The organism is Carnobacterium sp., from assembly GCF_040274425.1.
This window is the reverse complement of record NZ_JBEMBC010000032.1, coordinates 1-15918: the sequence shown is the minus strand read 5'-3', so window position 1 is coordinate 15918 and position 15918 is coordinate 1. Positions and strand designations below refer to the sequence as shown.

General features: G+C 33.3%; 10 protein-coding genes. 1 reads left to right on the top strand and 9 read right to left on the bottom strand.

The annotated features are described in order from the left end of the window. Nucleotides 1–167 precede the first annotated feature (167 nt). The 8 genes from ABS911_RS07905 to xylA all read right to left on the bottom strand — a co-directional run bounded on the left by ABS911_RS07905 (nt 168) and on the right by xylA (nt 13592). Nucleotides 168–1514, bottom strand: a complete 1347-nt coding sequence (locus tag ABS911_RS07905) for a DUF4340 domain-containing protein (RefSeq protein ID WP_350467139.1) — start codon at nt 1512–1514, stop codon at nt 168–170. Next, complete coding sequence (locus tag ABS911_RS07900; protein WP_350467138.1) at nt 1511–2197, bottom strand: DUF624 domain-containing protein; 687 nt, start codon at nt 2195–2197, stop codon at nt 1511–1513. Before ABS911_RS07900 ends, ABS911_RS07905 begins: the two co-directional genes overlap by 4 nt. Next, on the bottom strand, nt 2194–3717 hold the full coding sequence (locus ABS911_RS07895) for a response regulator transcription factor (RefSeq protein WP_350467137.1): 1524 nt from the start codon (nt 3715–3717) through the stop codon (nt 2194–2196). Before ABS911_RS07895 ends, ABS911_RS07900 begins: the two co-directional genes overlap by 4 nt. Continuing rightward, entirely contained in the window at nt 3710–5542 is a 1833-nt protein-coding gene (locus tag ABS911_RS07890; protein WP_350467136.1) for a sensor histidine kinase, read from the bottom strand. Before ABS911_RS07890 ends, ABS911_RS07895 begins: the two co-directional genes overlap by 8 nt. A gap of 98 nt (nt 5543–5640) precedes the next feature. Next, the gene (locus tag ABS911_RS07885; RefSeq protein ID WP_350467135.1) at nt 5641–7929 is read right to left on the bottom strand and encodes a glycosyl hydrolase family 95 catalytic domain-containing protein; all 2289 of its coding nucleotides are present in this window, start codon (nt 7927–7929) and stop codon (nt 5641–5643) included. Nucleotides 7930–7952: 23 nt separating this feature from the next. Further along, entirely contained in the window at nt 7953–10676 is a 2724-nt protein-coding gene (locus ABS911_RS07880) for a beta-glucosidase (RefSeq protein ID WP_350467134.1), read from the bottom strand. 88 nt (nt 10677–10764) lie between these two features. Further along, nucleotides 10765–12246: a xylulokinase gene (xylB, locus tag ABS911_RS07875; RefSeq protein ID WP_350467133.1), complete on the bottom strand. Its 1482-nt coding sequence runs from the start codon at nt 12244–12246 to the stop codon at nt 10765–10767. A 35-nt stretch (nt 12247–12281) separates the two neighbouring features. Beyond that, complete coding sequence (gene xylA / locus ABS911_RS07870; RefSeq protein WP_350467132.1) at nt 12282–13592, bottom strand: xylose isomerase; 1311 nt, start codon at nt 13590–13592, stop codon at nt 12282–12284. Nucleotides 13593–13769: 177 nt separating this feature from the next. Here xylA and ABS911_RS07865 point away from each other — a divergent pair, with 177 nt between their 5' ends. Further along, on the top strand, nt 13770–14936 hold the full coding sequence (locus ABS911_RS07865) for an ROK family protein (protein ID WP_350467131.1): 1167 nt from the start codon (nt 13770–13772) through the stop codon (nt 14934–14936). A gap of 94 nt (nt 14937–15030) precedes the next feature. Here ABS911_RS07865 and ABS911_RS07860 read toward each other — a convergent pair whose 3' ends face one another. After that, nucleotides 15031–15666 (bottom strand): SGNH/GDSL hydrolase family protein, encoded by a 636-nt coding sequence (locus tag ABS911_RS07860; RefSeq protein ID WP_350467130.1) that lies wholly within the window; start codon nt 15664–15666, stop codon nt 15031–15033. Nucleotides 15667–15918 lie beyond the last annotated feature (252 nt).

Genomic DNA, 15918 nt, shown 5'->3' with positions numbered 1-15918 from the left:
TTTTCAATTAATACCTTACTTTTTGAACTAACTATAGTAATTTTTAGCTATCTTTTTTTTCAGTTCATTTTCATCCTATAAATAGACCTCGAAAGTTAAAGCTTTTCAGCTCTAACTTTCGAGGTCTTTACGCCATATCACTAATTTATTGATTGATCATTCGATTCTTAGTTGATTACTTTTTCTAACTCATCTAAAGCCGTTTGCACGTTTTCTTTTGAGGCTTTAAATTCAGAAACACCATTTTTTTCTACTACATAGTATTCACTGTCAGCTATTGGTATAAAACGAATCGTTTCTTGTTCCTCTTTTCCATTATTTAAATAACCATACATAATTTTGATTTCCTCTTCTTCTTTTATAAATTCTTTCTCATCCTCTGAGAGAACTGAATCATAAGATAAACTAGCTAAATACTGGTAAGTCTTTCTAAATGTGGTTTCTGGTAATTCTTCTTCATCTGCATAAAAAGTAGATTGAATAGTTGTTTCATCTTCATCATCTGATGTTAATTTATGTTTTGCAGTAATTTGAGTTGTTTTATCTTTTTGTTGAATCTCAATAGACTGGATCGCACTAAGAGGCAAAATGGCTATAAAATTATCTGTTATGGTTAAAGGATCAAAAATAAATTGATCTATTAATTCTGCTGGTACTTTATAAGTTTCTTGGTCACTATTTACAGTCATATAATAATTTTTTTCTTCATCAAGCTGCTTAACAAACAATTTTTCTTCTTGTTTATTATTTTTCAATAGTAGGATCATAGACGCATTCTCTTCAGTTATTAATTCCTCAGCCTTAGTTCCTTTTAGGTTTGTTAGAGTATGATAAAAACCTTCCATTTTCTGATATTCTACAGAAAATTCTGTCTGATAACTTCCATTTAAAAACCATCCGCTAATAAAAGGAGACGCTTCTACTGCATTCATATTTGTTTCTGTAGTCAAAACTACTGATTGGTCTTCTGCATGAATTTCTATCATATTTGGATCATCAATTCCTATTTTAATAGAAGGTTGGATATAAACAAAATCGAATGTTTTTATATCATCCGTAACACTCGAAACTTGATAATAAACTTCCTCATCTATTGCTTTGGCCCAATCGCCTTTTTCATTGCTGACAAAGGCTACACTGTGCTTAGATTTTTCACTCGTCCAATTAAAAATTGTATCTGGTTGCTCAAAGAATTTTTCAATATCTTTTGTTTTTTTGATTTCTGTCCCTTGTACAGACATAAGATTAGAAACAAGCGTTTCAATACTCACAGCATCAACCTCTTTTAATTCTGGTGACTCCCAACCAGTATCCTTTAATTGCAAGGTTACTTCTTCTTGTTCTGATTCAATAGTAAATGAATTATTATCGGCAATAGTTTCTAGTCTAGTGGTCAAAGAAGCTTGAGCTTCATGTTGGTTTGTTGCTGTTTCTTCTTTTTTACAAGCAACTGTTAAAAATACTAAGATGCACATAAAAATTGAAAAAAGATACTTTTTACGAATTTCCCTCATAATTGATCTCCCGATTCTGATGAATAATTTTTCTTCAAATCAAATAAAGCAGCGTAATTTGTTCTCATTAAAAAGTAAACGACTATTGAAAAAATCCCTAAAGTCGCTTCACTTGGATACCCATACCAAATAATAGCAAAAGATAGCAGTGTCGTCAGACTCAATAAAGCTTTCAAAAAATAGTTTTTGATCATTAATAATGAAAAAATGATCACGTTCTTAACATTCACTTCAAAAGTTGCCAAAATAGCAAATCCATTGATTGTAGCGATTAAGACGATACACAATGCAATGACACTGATAACGGTCCATAGTACATATCCTTTACTCATTAAATACACTATGTCAACAGCCAAAACAATTATAAGTGTCAGTTGAATAAGCCAATAGCGAATAGCAATAAAAAAATTCTTTCGATAGGATTGGAAAAAATCTTTTGTTGGTTGAATCGTTTTTTCTCTATGCAGCTTTCCCATTGTATAAAATAAAGCTATTAAACTTGGTCCCATAGGGATAAGAGCAATATAATATAATAGAATCGATGAAAAACTGGCAGGGACTGAGAAGAACGTAAAAATAATAAATATATTACCTATTAAGAAATAAATATTTGTCATCAGAAAAGCATATAAATACTGCAATCCTTTATATAAAGGGGTTTGGATAATGTTTTTTTGACTCATTTTTTATCACCATTTTCTAAGGTTTTCTTCTGGTATTGTTTAGGACTGACTCCCATAATTTTTTTGAATTTCTTATGAAAGTAATCACTATTTGAATAGCCCACTTTTTCAGCAATCTCATACACATAATATGAGCCGCTCTTTATTAATTTCTTGGCTTGTTCGATGCGTACCTTATCTAAATAATTATGGTAGCTTATCTTTTTTTCTGCTCTAAATTTTTTCCCTAAGTAAGAGTAGCTGTAGTTAAATTCTTTTGCTAATTCGGCTAAATTCAAGTCTTTATGGTAATTCTTCTTTGTATATCGAACAATTTCATCAACGATATCTTGTTTTTCATAAGTCTCATAGAAAAATCGACCAAAGTCGTAAAAAACTTCATTTAAAAATTCAATTGTTTTTACAATAGAATTTTCTGCAAGAATGACAGAAATAATTTTATTTTTCTCCTGTTCCTTTACTGGCTTTTCCATGATACTTTCTAAAAATTCAATACAATACAGAACCAGATTAGCTAAATCAGCTTTCATTCTCTCAACTGTCCAATTAGAATACTGGTAAAATTCAGTATATTGCCTTAATATCTCTATAATTTCAACTCTTTGCCTTTCTTTAATAGCATCAGTCAATTTATTTTTCAACTCATCTCGCGTAGTTCTGATGCCATCTTTGCCTTCTAACCTTGCTTTAATGATCTCATAAGATAATACCGGCAATGTTGGGAAAAGATATCTTTTTTCTTCTAATTCTACTATTTCTTGATACAATGCTTGCAGTTGCTTTACAGAGTAGCTTTTTTGACTGACAGATACATAAACTCGGCTAGTTAATTGGTTGAATTGTTCTAGAAGCTGATTTTGGAATCGGTCAATTTTTTTATTTTCCTTCTGACACAATAAAATATATATACAGTTTCCATGATTAAAAACAAAAGAAGTAAATTCTTCGGTTCTTGGTATGATTTTTCTTAATTGATATTGACTAATTTTTTTATGATCATAGTGACAACCAATCAATTGATAAGAGTTATACGTTGTTAGACAGTTGATTTCTTTTGAAGTTTCATTATTGAGAATATAAGCCTTTACCTTTGAAAGTATTGTATAGTCCTCATACTTTTTAGCATTTTCATGTTGTGTCTTTTGTTCGTCTAACTGTATTTTTTCTTGTTTTAACATACGAATCAATTCTTCTTCGTCAATTGGTTTTAAAAGATAAAATAACATTCCTAATGACATAGCCTCTTGCGCGTAAGAAAAATCAGAATATCCAGATAGAATAATAAACCTTGATGACAAGTTCGTTTTTTTTGCCTCTCTCACCATCTCTATCCCAGACATTCCTGGCATCTTGATATCTGTAATGATCAATTCTGGTTTTAGATCATAAATCTTTTCTAAGCCTATCTTCCCGTTTTCTGCCGTTCCAACTACCGTAAAACCATATGACTCCCAATCAATGATATATTGTAGTCCTTCGCGTACAATCGGCTCATCGTCAACAATCAGAACCTTATACATTTTCCCCTACCCCTTTATGTTTGCTTAGTTGTTTAATTGGTAAACAAATAATCACTTTTGTTCCTTCTCCCAAAATACTTTCAATATCTAGTCCATAATCTTCACCATAAAAGTGTTTAATCCGTTGATTTACATTATTGATTCCAATTCGATTGGCTTCTCCTTCAGTTTCTAACATGAGTTTTAATTTCTGTAGTTTTTCTTCTTCAATTCCAATGCCATTATCGACTATATGAATAATCAACTCATTATTCTTTTCTAAAACGAAGACCTCCACTTTTCCTCCTTGTTCTTTAGATTCAATTCCATGAATAAAGGAATTTTCAACAATGGGTTGAATAATTAAAGGAATGATCTGATAATCTTCTTGTATTTCTTGAGTTATCGTATATTCGATACGATTCCCAAATCGCAATTTTTGAATTTGTAAGTACATTTCTGTAAAGGATAGTTCTTCACTCAGAGGCTGTTCCTTGAGATTCCCTTCAAGAGCTTTTCTCATCAGTTTACTTAAGATTTTTATGATTTCTGCTACTTCTTTATCATTATTCTTGAAAGCTTTCATTCGAATCATTTCCAAAGTATTATATAAAAAATGCGGATTGATTTGACTAGCTAGAACTTTGAATTGTGTTTCTTTTTGCTGAATTTCTAAGTTTTTTTCTTGAATGTCATGTTGGTAATTTTCTTCTATCAATTGTTTTAAACTCTGCACTGTTTGATACAGATGGTCGTATACTTCTGTAATTTCATCGTTTCCCTCAATTTTTTCTGGAATTGTTAGGTTACCATTTGCCACTTTACTCATAGCTTTATTGAGTTTGATAACCCTTTCATTAAATTTCCGGATAAACAATCCTAGTAAAATAATTGAGAGAGCAAAAAAAGCTAGTACAACAAGATAAGAAAACATAATATCTTTATTGGCTTCCCATACTATTTTTTTAGTAGGAACCATCCCGATGACTTTAATTATTGATTGGTTCGTTTTAGGTATATTTAATCGACGGATATTTAATACAAAATCTTGATTATTGATTTCTTTCTGTATATTCTCTGAGTTTATCTTATTTTCTTTTTCTAGACTGCTCAATTGATAATTTCGGTACATTTCTACAGTATTTTCTGTTTGTGGATAATTAAAAAGAAGGCTTTCATCATTTAACGTAATAAAAACTGGATCAGATGAGTCAACTAAAGTTTGTTGAAGAACTTCATTATCAAATGCAATAGATAAGACACCTATCAGTTCTTTCTCCCTAAAAATAGAACGTGTTAAATTAAAATAAGTTTTTCCTGTAATCGGATCTTTTATTTTTTTCCAACTGATTTGTCCTTTTTTTTGAAGAGAATCCTGATACCAATCCTGTTTTACTATCTCTGATTCTGCAAAAAAGATACCATTCGTACTCGTTAATGTCGGATTATCAACATAAAATCGTATATTTTCGATTTCATCATAATACTTGATGTAATCATCAAACATCTCGTATTCTCCATATGCTTGATAAACCTCAAAAGTATCTTGGTACCGATGAGTAACCAGCTCTACTAAATCGTCATCCTGATAGATCCAGTCTGCAATACGTATGACTGCTGATAAATTTTTCAAGAAAAAAGTCTCGATTCTCTCATTATTGCTTTCAATTTCCTCTATTTTTGTATTGATCATATTTTGGCGAATTTCAGTGGCTAAAAAAGCTCCAACTAAAATAATAGGAATCATCAAGACTAAAATATAAGATCCCAACAGTTTTTGTTTAATGGAAATTTTTATTTCTTTTTTTCTATAAAAATTCCACGTTTTTTTTATTCCTTTTTTCATTACCAACATCCCTGTTTATTATATAAGCATATTTTTAAGCGCATACATTTTTTGATTAAACTTATTTTTTCTTACTATACCATCATTTCATGCTCTCTTTATACATTTATTTCTTTTCGAGAAATAATGCTTTCAAATTGATATTGTAAGCCCTTTTTTAATTGTAATTCAATTTCCTTTGTTTTTAAACCTTTTCTTTCAGCAAAGGAATAATTATCTTTTAAACACAATACTATTTTACAATCTATTTGCGCTTCCAATTTTAAAGAAAGTTTGCCGTTCTGTAGATCCCATTCTAATTCTTCTACCTTAACTTGTCCTGGTAAAAAGATACCTTTTGCCTTCCCTTTAGACAACCACGAAGGCAATGCTTTGAATAAAGTAAACGTTGTTTCTGACTCAGCATAGATCAACGCATCATGATAAATTTTAGGGATAGCACCATTTGCATCGATATTAAACACTTCTTGTTCGTTGTAGTGTGCTGTTACAAGCGAATCATACCAAGCATGATTTAAAATAAGCTCATCTAGTGCAGACTCTACATCTTCTTCTCTTTCAAGCGAAATAGCACACATTGCTGCATGCATACGACCGTGTGAAGAGCTTGTTTCACCTTCTTTATTTAATAGCCAAGCGGATAGCTTCTTATCAAATGCTTTTTGAGTAGCTTTCCAAAGCTTTGATGTTTTTTTTGTAATTTCTTTGCTTTGAAATAGAGGATAGAATTGGGAAAAATGTCTATGGTTGTAATTTTCCTCTTTGTTAGGGTCTATCCATTCTTTTAATATCCCTTCATCATTAACAGCATATTGTGGCAAAGATACCACTAACTTCTTATAGTTTTCAGGAAGTTTTTCTCCTAAGGTATCGCATGCCTTTGAAAGATTACTAAAAACTTCTTTTATAACGGCAACATCCATTGTGGCATTATCACCCATGCCATTTTCTGCAGAATAGGAAGGCTGGATCAGACCTGTTCCGTCTTTTTTATATTGGATAAAATCTTCATAAAATAAAAGAGTCTTTTTAAAAAATGGAAGTGCAACTTTTTTCAAAAAATCCTTATCTTGTGTATAGTCAAAATATTCTTGATAAAAATGAGCTAGCCAACCGGCTCCACTGGTCCAAAAAACTAAAGGCCATTCTCGATTCCAATGTACATGTTTTGCTGTAGTACTGGCATGTGCCGGCACCAAGTAACCCCTACATCCAAAATACTTCATCGCATTTTCTTCAAAATCTTTTTCGTATTCTTTCATGCGAGAAAAAAATCCATTGAATTTTTCCGATAGGCCTAAACTATTTAATGACGAGATAGCCAATTGGATGTTTGTATCCATCGTGTAGTCTCCGCTCCAAGCAGGAGAAAAGTCTCCACCCCATATTCCTTGTAAATTTGGCATAGCTTCTCCTATAGATGAATGAATAACATAGCGACTGGCGTCATATAATTTCTCATATAAAACTAGTGGAACTTGATTGGTCCGTTTCATTTCTTCTACTATGGATTCTAGACTTCTTGAACGCTCTTCATCGGTTGTTAATTGAAGCGATGATTGATCATACTTCTTTTTATGATCTGTTATATGCTCTTCCAAAATAGATTTGAAATTCTTTGTCGCTAAAATTTCTTCCTCTTCGTTCCAAAAGATTCGTATAATAAATTCAACTTTCTTAATTTGTTTAAAATAGATTTCGTTATTGTTAATTGATTCTGAACTAGATGTCCATTCTAGAACTGTTGTATAAAAGCTATCATCTTGGTAACTATTTTTTTGTATAGCAGTTGTTGGTGAATACTTGACCGTTTGGTTTAACCGTTCATTTTGGAAATTCTCTAACGATAAGGTTAAGTCGAATGGTTGGTCGGATTCAATTGAGAAAGCTAATACATTTTCTTTTTCAGAAGAAAACAATTGCTTTTCATACCATCGTTCACTACTATCTTGGTGTATTTCGGTGACCAGCCCTTTTTGGTAATCTAACTGTCTTACATACGAATTCTTTTTGACTGTTGTATTGTCTAATGCCAAATTCAATTGAAAAGCAGGATGATATCGGTCGCTCATTGTAAGACCAGCATAGTCTTGTTCGATTGCTTTTTCTTCAAAAAAATCGATTCCTACTTGGTAACCATCAGAAGAAATGATTTTTCTTAATTCTGGAAGATGACTTGCTATATCTGGTAAATGTTCCATATCATTTTCTTTTAAAAATAATCGATGGTGATTTCCAATCAGCGTTCCTGATGAAGGGTCACCAAACAACACCCCTCCTATCGTTCCATTTCCTACGATATACCCATTTTCCCACTGATCAGCATGTCTATTGCTCCATATGCCATGTATAGGAACTGGACCAGATGATTCTTTTATTTTTTCCATTATTGTTCACTTCTCCTCATTTTTTATTCACTGCTTTCCTGAATCGTTTGTAAACCAATAGCTGCTGATGCACAAATATATAAAGAACCTTTAGTATGGGTTTGGACTGTTATGGTTAACTGTCCACTTTCTTCTGCCTTAAATATTTGACTTCCAATTTTAACTTTTCTTTCTTTATCGGCATAAATTGAAAGATGCCCTTCTTTTTGTGCACTATAATGAATCATCAACTTAGCAGGATTTTTTTCAAATAGGACATTTCTAAATGCTATCCAGCCTTCCACTTCTACCATAAGAATTTTTTCTCTAGCTGAATTCACTGTAATAAACGCTTTATGGTAATCGTCATATCGTTCCGCATGAACCGGTTCTTTAAAAGATCTATCCACTCTTACTTCTCCTTTAGCTTTAAATGAAAGAACATGTTGTTGATCCGTTGAAGAAAAACCTACTTGCAAGACGCCATTGGCTGTTGGGTAAACCCATTGATTCCATGCCACATCCCAAAAGCATAAATCTTCTGGTTGGATCATCAAGGTAATCGTCTTAGTTTCATTTGCTTCTAACTTAATTTTTTTGAAAGACACTAGTTGTTTTTTAGGTAGCTTAATTTGTTGCTTTGGTGCAAGTCTGACATAGCATTGCACCGTTTCTGTCACCTTGTAATCAAATGAGTTTGACAGAGTTAACGTCAGTTTCACAGGCTCTGTTTTTATCCATTCTACTGAGGAAATCTTTACTGATTGGATTGTCAGCTTTCCATAAGTCAAACCATGTCCAAATGGAAACAGTGTCTTTTGATGCGTATATCGATAGGTTCGTTCTCCTTTAATAACATCATAATCTGTGATCGCCGGCAAAGCATTTATATCTTCGTACCAAGATTGTGACAACTTTCCTGTTGGAGCGGCATCTTGATACAAAATATCAGCAATGGTATTTCCTAGTTCTTGTGAACCATGAGTGGTAAATAAAATAGCTGGAATATGTTTTTTCAACCAAGTCATTTCAAACGGATAGCTGCCCACTATGATTAAAACGATAGAAGGGTTTGCTTCATACACTCTTTGAACTAATTCAAGTTGTTGATCTGGAATTTCGGTACCTGCTCGATCCATCGTTTCTTTACCATTCAGCATAGGATGATTTCCTATAGCAATAACACAAACACCAACTTCCTTTGCCTTTTCCACTGCACTATCGATTGCATCGTATGTTTTAATAAATGCTATACTTTGAGAATTTTCCGTAACTCCTATGTGTTCTTCATCAATTAATCCAATAGGTTGGAAGTTCCAAGTTTTCCAGTTGGTTTCATCTGCACTGATCCAGTTCTCTTTTATAAACCAGTCATGCAAATCTGTTTTATGTAGAACATAACGGTTGTCCTCTTTAACATACGTTAAGTAACGACCAGAATCTTTCTCTTTAAAGACATGTGAACCATACCCCCAACGTTCTAATGAAAAACTTGTTCCTTTGGATTTAACTTTTAAGATTTCATCCTCTATACCAATCGGATTTTGTCCAGTTCTAAGTTCCCCTTCATTATGTGGTCTCACATAAGAGATTTTGTGATTTCCAATTTTCTTTTCTAACCCTTCTTTTATCGTAGATTCATTAGGTGGAAATCCACCATACCAATCTCTTAAAAAGACCTCAGATAGAGCACCTGTAACAAGTAATTTTTGATCCTTATTTAATGGCAGCAAACCATTATTTTTTAAAAGAACTACTTGTTCTGCTGTAACTTTTTTGACTAGCCGAGCATGCTCTTCTCCTGCTAGTAAATTCTCATCAACATTGTCATACTCAAAATATTCAGAGAAATGTCCCAGTCTTGCGCGAACAAGAAGCATTCTTTCTACTGCTTTTGTGATATCTTTATCACTGATCATTCCTTTATGTAAGGCCTCTTTTGCAGCCGATTCTACTAATTTCTTATCGTCTACAAAACAATCGATTCCTTTCTTCAACGCATCAGCTAATGCTTCTGCATATGTATCGTAATAATGGTATTCATCTACATTTAGTGATAATGCTCCCCCATCACTTACAATGAATCCGTTCATCTTCCATTTATCCCTTACTACTTCTTCAATTTCTTCCAATTGCATACCTGGAACACCATTCACACCATTATAAGCTGTCATCATAGATTGAGCCCTTGCTTTTGTAAATGCTGGTTCAAAAGCTTTCAAATAATATTCTTGACGATTTCTAGGATCAATGCTGTTGGATGAACTTTCTCTCAACCATTCATTGTTATTCCCGTAGAAGTGTTTAGGTGCGGCTGCTAACCGGATACTGTCTTCTTTTTCTCCTTGCATACCTTGAATGAGTCCTACACTTAATTGACCGGTTAAATAAGGATCTTCTCCATACGCTTCTTCATTTCTTCCCCAGCGGGGATCTCGTTCCATATCAATTGTTGGTGCCCATAAAGTTAACCAAGATTTTTTACCCGACTGCAAATATAAAATTCGAGCTTCATTTCCGATTGCAGTTCCCACTTCTTTCAATAATTCAGGATTCCAAGTTTGAGATAGACCAAGTGGTTGAGGAAAAGAGGTTGTTTTTATTCCTTCACGGCTTACAACACCATGTGCAGCTTCGCCACCAATTTGATATTCTTGGATTCCTAATCGTTCAACGGCGCTTTGTGTAGTCGAGAGTAGACCTATTTTTTCATCAATAGTCATATTCTTCAACTTTTCTTCTACTATCTGATTTATCGTTAGCATCATTTTTTTCCTTTCTATTCTGTTCTTTTTCTGCTGGATAATAAAAAGCTGGCAAAGATTTTCGCCTTTGCCAGCTTTTTATTCATACCCTTTATTTCTGAAAGAAATCTTTAGTAGCTGGGTAAATTTCCCGATACTTTCTATAGCAGGCTTCATATTTTTTTACATTCTCTGGTATAGATTGAATTTCTTCTTTATAAGTCACAACTTCTTGAGCACATATCTTCAAATCAGCAAACCAGTTGACACCTACTGCTGCTATCATTGCAGCACCCATTGCTGGTCCTTGTTCCGTTTCCATTGTGACGATTGAAGCATCAAAAATATCTGCTTGCATTTGCAGCCATTCTTTATTTTTTGCTCCGCCTCCAACAGAAATAATTTTTTTAAAAGTTTTCCCTGCTTTTTCTTCCATTAATACTTGAGAATCTTTTAGTGAGAAAGTAATCCCTTCTAATACAGCACGTGTAAAATGATCTCGTGTATGATTGGTGTCAATGCCGATAAAAGTACCCCGTACCTGACTGTCGATATGCGGAGTACGCTCACCAACAATATAAGGAGTGAAATATAAGCCTTCTGATCCTGCTGGAACGGAAGTTATACCTTTTAGCAATTCCTCATACGTTTCATTTTTAGCAAAGGTATTTCTATACCAGGTCAAGCTGTGTCCTGCTGCTAATGTAACCCCCATTGAATAATAAGCATCTTTCACAGCATGATTAAAGTAATGTAGATCGCCTTCGTATTCTTTGTCTCCTGTTTCCTCAAAGGATAAGAATACACCTGATGTTCCAATACTTGCTAAACCAAAACCCTCTTTAACAATTCCAGTCCCTACAGCAGCACAGCCATTATCCGCTCCACCTGCAAAAACTTTGATTGTCCCTTGAAGTCCTAACTTCTCAAGTAACTCCTCACGAACCGTTCCAATACAATCAGTAGAGTAAACAAGAGAGGGGCAAATATCTTCCTTTATATCAAAAGTACTCAATATTTTCTTGCTCCATTGCTTGTCTTCAATATCTAATATCAGCGTACCTGCTGCATCTGAATACTCCATCTGCTGGTTTCCAGTCATCCAATATCCTAAGTAATCTTTTGGTAATAAGAAATGTGCCGCTTGTTGCCAAATATCCGGCTCATTCTCCTTTACCCAAAGTAGCTTCGGTAATGTAAAACCTTCTAATGCACGATTTTTTGTGATTTTGATTAGGTCTTCTTTTAAGACTTCTGTGATTTCATGACATTGTTGAGTCGTCCTCACATCGTTCCATAAAATAGCGTTTCTCAGAACATGATTCTCCTTGTCTAACAAAACTAAGCTATGCATCTGCCCCGAAAAACTGATTCCTTCTATTCCAGATGACGCATCTGGAGTTTCTTCAATAATCTCTTTTATCACTTGTTCAGCGGCTTTCAGCCATTCAGCTGGATCTTGTTCACTATAACCAGTTTGTGGCGTTATCAAAGGATAATCAGCAGCTTTTGTTGTAAGAACCACTCCTTCTTTGTTCATCAACAGTCCTTTTAATGAACCTGTACCTAAATCTAACCCTAATACATACGTCAAAAGACAACCTCCTCACTCTTTCAAACTAATCTTTCTTAATACAAATAATCGTTTAATTTTGATTTTATGAATTCAATATGAGATGATTCATTTTTTACTTCTTCATGTTCTAGAGCGTAATTTGTCAAAGCTTCCAAATCTGTGTTTCCAGATAAAATATCTGAACCGATCCCAGTTTGGTAACTTGCATAGCGCTTTTCTTTAACTTCATCTAAGAATCGGCTTTCTTTGATTTTAGCAGCTGCTTTCAATCCTCTAGCAAAAGTATCCATTCCTGCAATATGTGCTAAGAATAAATCTCCCATTTCAAATGATGTACGGCGTACTTTTGCGTCGAAGTTGATTCCGCCAGGTTCGATACCACCATTTTCTAAGAATTCAACCATAGCTAATGTTACAGAGTAAACATCTGTTGGAAATTCATCTGTATCCCATCCTAAAAGCATATCACCTTGATTCGCATCCAGTGATCCCAACGCATCATAGTTACGTGCTACATTCATTTCGTGTTCAAATGTATGTCCAGCTAAGGTCGCATGGTTTGCTTCTAAATTCAACTTGAAACGATCAGTTAAATCGTATTTTTGTAAAAATGACATACTTGTAGCTGCATCAAAATCATATTGATGTTTCATAGGTTCTTTTGGTTTAGGTTCTAATAAGAACATAAGCTCTTCGTGACCAATTTTTTTCGAATAGTCAATTGACATATGATAAAGACGAGCAATATTTTCTTCTTCTAATTTCATATTTGTATTGATTAGATTTTCGTAACCTTCACGTCCACCCCAGAATACAAAGTTTTTACCGCCTAGTTTTTTACTGATGTCTATCCCTTTTTTCACTTGTGCAGCGGATACAGCATAAACATCTGCATTAGAACTTGAAGCAGCACCATGAACATAGATTGGATTAGAATGTCTGTCAGCTGTATTCCAGAGTAATTTGATTCCTGTTTGATCTATTTTTTCTTTAATAAGATCTGTAATTATATCTAAATTCGTGAAAAATTCTTCTAGTGATCCCCCATAAGGAGCCACATCCATATCATGAAAACAGAAGTATTCAACTCCTAATTTTTCAAAAAATTCAAATGATGCTTCTACTCTATTTTTTGCAGTTTCCATTGGATCATCCGTTAACCAGTCTCTTTGATTAACTCCTTTACCAAATGGGTCTGATCCATCATTTGTAAATGTATGCCAATAAGCTACTGAAAAACGCAAATGTTCTTTCATTGTTTTTCCTAAAACTACTTCTTCCGGATTGTAATGACGGAAAGCAAATGGATTTGTTGATTCTAGCCCTTCATATTGAATTTTATCGATAGACGGAAAATATGCCATAAATAAATTACCTCCTAATTTTCTTTTAATTTGTGTTTAGATATGTTATTTTTAGTTTGTTAGTTCAATAAACTAACTACATTTGAAGTATAATTTTTTTTCCAACCGTTGTCAACGCTTTCATTAAATTTTCTGCTATAATTATTATTAAACGACAAAGAAAAAATGAGGTGCCACATGTTAATGAATCGCTATACCGTTCGTGAAGAAAACGAACAATCTGTTATACAAATAGTTAACCAACAGCCCAATATTTCTAGAGCTAAACTTTCTCAGAAAACAGGCTTAACAAAAGCAACCATTTCCAGTATTGTTAATCAGCTAATTGAGAGTCAACTAATTCTTGAAACCGGAGCGGGAGAAAGCTCTTCCGTTGGTGGAAGAAAACCTATATTTCTTCAAATCAATAAAAAGGCTGGTATTTCGCTGAGTTTCGATCTAGGTTACAACTACCTGTATGCTATAGCGACATTCTTAAATGGAGAAATTATAGAAGAAATAAAAAAGGAACTTTTCATCACAAAAGAAAATGCCGTTACCGAGATAGTATCTGTTCTTACTTCTTTTGAACAATCCGTTCCTGCAACTCCCTATGGTATTGTTGGTATATCTTTGGCTATCCACGGAATCGTCTATGAAAACACTATTTTATTTACTCCTTATTACAATTTAAATGAATTGGATTTATATACTGAACTCTCCAGCCATACTTCTATTCCTATTCATATCGAAAATGAAGCTAATTTATCTGCGCTTGGGGAAAAAAGTTATTCTTTTACAGAATCAAATCTTGTCAGCATTAGTATTCATAGCGGGATCGGAGCAGGAATCATTATAAATGATCAACTCTATTATGGAAAAGAAGGCAGAAGCGGAGAAATAGGCCATACTATCTTGATACCAGATGGAAAGCTTTGTCCTTGTGGAAATAAAGGATGTTTAGAACAATATTCTTCAGAAGAGACCATATTGCGAGAATATAATCAAATCAAGCATCAGCAAAGCTTATCATTAATTGATTTAAAAAGAGCTTTTTATGATCATCAGAAAGAAGCCATTGAGATCGTTCATCTTTTTTCTTCTTTCATTGCAATAGGCGTAAATAACATCATGGCTAGTTTTGGACCTGATAAAGTTTATTTAAATAGTAAACTCATTCAAGAGATCCCTGAAATATTAACTTATATTGATAACGAACTAACAAGTACTTTTAATAAACATGTTCCTCTGGTTATTTCTAGTCTTGGTGAGAGATCTGTTTTGTTAGGTGCTACAGCTTTAAATTTACAAAACTTTTTTCATATCCCATCGGTGAAGTTAGTCTATCCCAATTTGAATTCATAGTTAGAAAAAGTTCGACAAATATCTCCAACAAAAAAACGTACTAAGTTATATTTTACTTAGTACGTTTTTTTATTGGAGATTTAATAAAATTGATTTAATTTCCAATTATTTTCAGCCATTCTTTTGCAATTACCCCATGTCCCGCAACAGTTGGGTGAACACCATCTTCGCCTGTCAAATATTGATAATTACTTTTAACTCCAATTGAATGAAGAACTCCATCTAAAGGAACAAATTCAGTTGCAAATTCTTTTGCTAAATCTCGGATGATTTGGATGCGTTGATCTAAATCAAAACGCCATTCTTTTCTATCTTCTGGATAAGGGAGCACATACGGTTCAACCATCACAATCTTAGCGTTTGTTTTTTCTTTTACTTGCATTAAAATATCTCGATACTCTGTTTCAAAACGTTTTAATTCTTCTTTATCCCCGAATTCTTTTGTACCCACACTATGCCAAGTATCATTGATACCAATTAAAATAGAAATAATATCTGGTTGAAGATCCAAACAATCGCTTTGCCAACGATCTTGTAAATGTGAAACATGATCACCGCCGATTCCTCTATTCAATATTTTTAAGTCAAGTTCAGGATAAGCGGCTAAAAGATTTCCTGCAACCATTAGTGGATAACCATATCCCAAATGCTGAGAATCATCTCTGTCTCTCCCTACATCTGTAATGCTGTCTCCAATAAACAAAATCGTATCATTTGCCTTAAGTTTCATAACTGTCCTCCTAATTTTGAATACGTTACCAAAAAAATTATAATCTATCTAAAAAAAAGAGTAAAGATTTTAGTAAAATTAAATTTTGAACAAAAAAGTTTCTGGATCTTTTATCAGCTCTAATTATCACTCATTTTTATAAAAAACAATTTTGTAGTTATATAACTCCTCTTTTGCTTATGATATGATTACCATAACTACATCACTAAAAGATGAAGCAGGAGGAAAATATGACAAAATTTATAATCACCA

What these genes read in the sequence shown, in the direction of transcription:
- ABS911_RS07905 (WP_350467139.1), bottom strand. Translation starts at nt 1,514, where the DNA reads ATGAGGGAAATTCGTAAAAAGTATCTTTTTTCAATTTTTATGTGCATC.
- ABS911_RS07900 (WP_350467138.1), bottom strand. Translation starts at nt 2,197, where the DNA reads ATGAGTCAAAAAAACATTATCCAAACCCCTTTATATAAAGGATTGCAG.
- ABS911_RS07895 (WP_350467137.1), bottom strand. Translation starts at nt 3,717, where the DNA reads ATGTATAAGGTTCTGATTGTTGACGATGAGCCGATTGTACGCGAAGGA.
- ABS911_RS07890 (WP_350467136.1), bottom strand. Translation starts at nt 5,542, where the DNA reads ATGAAAAAAGGAATAAAAAAAACGTGGAATTTTTATAGAAAAAAAGAA.
- ABS911_RS07885 (WP_350467135.1), bottom strand. Translation starts at nt 7,929, where the DNA reads ATGGAAAAAATAAAAGAATCATCTGGTCCAGTTCCTATACATGGCATA.
- ABS911_RS07880 (WP_350467134.1), bottom strand. Translation starts at nt 10,676, where the DNA reads ATGATGCTAACGATAAATCAGATAGTAGAAGAAAAGTTGAAGAATATG.
- xylA (WP_350467132.1), bottom strand. Translation starts at nt 13,592, where the DNA reads ATGGCATATTTTCCGTCTATCGATAAAATTCAATATGAAGGGCTAGAA.
- ABS911_RS07865 (WP_350467131.1), top strand. Translation starts at nt 13,770, where the DNA reads ATGTTAATGAATCGCTATACCGTTCGTGAAGAAAACGAACAATCTGTT.
- ABS911_RS07860 (WP_350467130.1), bottom strand. Translation starts at nt 15,666, where the DNA reads ATGAAACTTAAGGCAAATGATACGATTTTGTTTATTGGAGACAGCATT.